The organism is Mesorhizobium sp. 131-2-1 (genome assembly GCF_016756535.1).
Classification (GTDB): domain Bacteria; phylum Pseudomonadota; class Alphaproteobacteria; order Rhizobiales; family Rhizobiaceae; genus Mesorhizobium.
In genome coordinates this window covers 1,605,001-1,607,500 of sequence record NZ_AP023247.1, presented here as the reverse complement: position 1 = coordinate 1,607,500, position 2,500 = coordinate 1,605,001, and the positions used below count along the sequence as shown (strand labels likewise).

The window sequence follows — 2,500 nt, the reverse complement described above, 5'->3', positions numbered from 1 at the left end:
TGAGTCGACATCGAGGTGCCAAACAACCCCGTCGATATGGACTCTTGGGGGTCATCAGCCTGTTATCCCCGGCGTACCTTTTATCCGTTGAGCGATGGCCCTTCCACGCGGGACCACCGGATCACTATGACCGACTTTCGTCTCTGCTCGACTTGTCAGTCTCGCAGTCAGGCAGGCTTATGCCATTGCACTCAGCGAACGATTTCCGACCGTTCTGAGCCCACCATCGCGCGCCTCCGTTACTCTTTAGGAGGCGACCGCCCCAGTCAAACTACCCACCATACATTGTCCCGGACCCGGATAACGGGCCGCGGTTAGACATCCATAGAGATAAGGGTGGTATTTCAAGGGTGGCTCCACCAAGGCTGGCGCCCTGGCTTCAAAGCCTACCACCTATCCTACACATGCCACTACGAATGCCAATGTAAAGCTATAGTAAAGGTGCACGGGGTCTTTCCGTCTAACCGCAGGAACCCCGCATCTTCACGGGGAATTCAATTTCACTGAGTCTATGCTGGAGACAGCGGGGAAGTCGTTACGCCATTCGTGCAGGTCGGAACTTACCCGACAAGGAATTTCGCTACCTTAGGACCGTTATAGTTACGGCCGCCGTTTACTGGGGCTTCGATTCAGAGCTTGCACCCCTCCTCTTAACCTTCCAGCACCGGGCAGGCGTCAGACCCTATACGTCGCCTTGCGGCTTCGCAGAGCCCTGTGTTTTTGATAAACAGTCGCTACCCCCTGGTCTGTGCCACCCTCCTCTGCTTGCGCAGAAAAGGGTCACGCTTCTTCCGAAGTTACGCGTGCAATTTGCCGAGTTCCTTCAGCATAGTTCTCTCAAGCGCCTTGGTATACTCTACCAGACCACCAGTGTCGGTTTCGGGTACGGTCTATAAGGAGGAGCTATTTCCTGGAACCGCTCCGCCGCCCAACCAATCCGATAAGGTTGAACAACTTGTGCGATCCGTCACTACCTCCAGGCCCACGAATATTAACGTGGTTCCCATCGACTACGCGTTTCCGCCTCGTCTTAGGGGCCGGCTAACCCTGCTCAGATTAACTTTAAGCAGGAACCCTTGGTCTTTCGGCGGGGGAGTCTCTCACTCCCCTTACGTTACTCATGTCAGCATTCGCACTTCTGATACCTCCACCGCCCCTCACGGGTACGGCTTCATCAGCTTACAGAACGCTCCGCTACCGCTCGCATTACTGCGAACCCTAAGCTTCGGTGTATGGCTTTAGCCCCGTTACATTTTCGGCGCAAAGACCCTTATTTAGACCAGTGAGCTGTTACGCTTTCTTTAAATGATGGCTGCTTCTAAGCCAACATCCTGGTTGTTTTGGGATCCTCACATCCTTTCCCACTTAGCCATAACTTGGGGACCTTAGCTGTAGGTCAGGGTTGTTTCCCTTTTCACGACGGACGTTAGCACCCGCCGTGTGTCTGCCGACTAGTACTCCCAGGTATTCGGAGTTTGGTTAGGTTTGGTAATCCGGTGAGGACCCCTAGCCCATCCAGTGCTCTACCCCCTGGGGTATTCGGTCGACGCTCTACCTAAATAGATTTCGCGGAGAACCAGCTATTTCCGAGTTTGATTGGCCTTTCACCCCTAGCCACAAGTCATCCCGAACTATTGCAACAGTTATGGGTTCGGTCCTCCAGTAAGTGTTACCTTACCTTCAACCTGCTCATGGCTAGATCACTCGGTTTCGGGTCTAATGCGACGAACTGAACGCCCTGTTCAGACTCGCTTTCGCTGCGCCTACACCTATCGGTTTAAGCTTGCTCGTCACACTAAGTCGCTGACCCATTATACAAAAGGTACGTGGTCACCCTTGCGGGCTCCCACTGTTTGTAGGCAATCGGTTTCAGGTACTCTTTCACTCCCCTTGTCGGGGTGCTTTTCACCTTTCCCTCACGGTACTAGTTCGCTATCGGTCATGCACGAGTACTTAGGCTTGGAAGGTGGTCCTCCCAATTTCAGACAGGATTTCACGTGTCCCGCCTTACTCGAGGACGATTGATCGCATTACGCGTACGGGGCTGTCACCCGCTATGGCCCAACTTTCCAGAAGGTTCCGCTTGTCTCTCAATCGCCACTGGCCTGGTCCGGGTTCGCTCGCCACTACTTCCGGAGTCTCGGTTGATGTCCTTTCCTACGGGTACTTAGATGTTTCAGTTCCCCGCGTTCGCCACTTTATCCCTATGTATTCAGGATAAGTTACCTATTATCGATACTTGGAAACCACAGTAGCAGATCGCTCTGCTGCTCTGATTTTCCAAGTACCTTAGGTGGGTTTCCCCATTCGGAAATCTACGGATCAAAGGGTATTCGCACCTCCCCGTAGCTTATCGCAGCGTATCACGTCCTTCATCGCCTGTGCATGCCAAGGCATCCACCAATTGCCCTTAAGACACTTGATCGTTCTCATTGCCAATACCCATCGCGCGATTTCGAAGAAATCGTCGCTTCAGCCACTCCCTTACGGGATTAGCGTC

General features: G+C 53.2%; 1 rRNA gene (cut by a window edge). It reads right to left on the bottom strand.

From position 1 onward, the window contains the following. Nucleotides 1–2,425 (bottom strand): 23S ribosomal RNA (locus tag JG743_RS07875); it reaches 373 nt to the left of the window's first position. Nucleotides 2,426–2,500 lie beyond the last annotated feature (75 nt).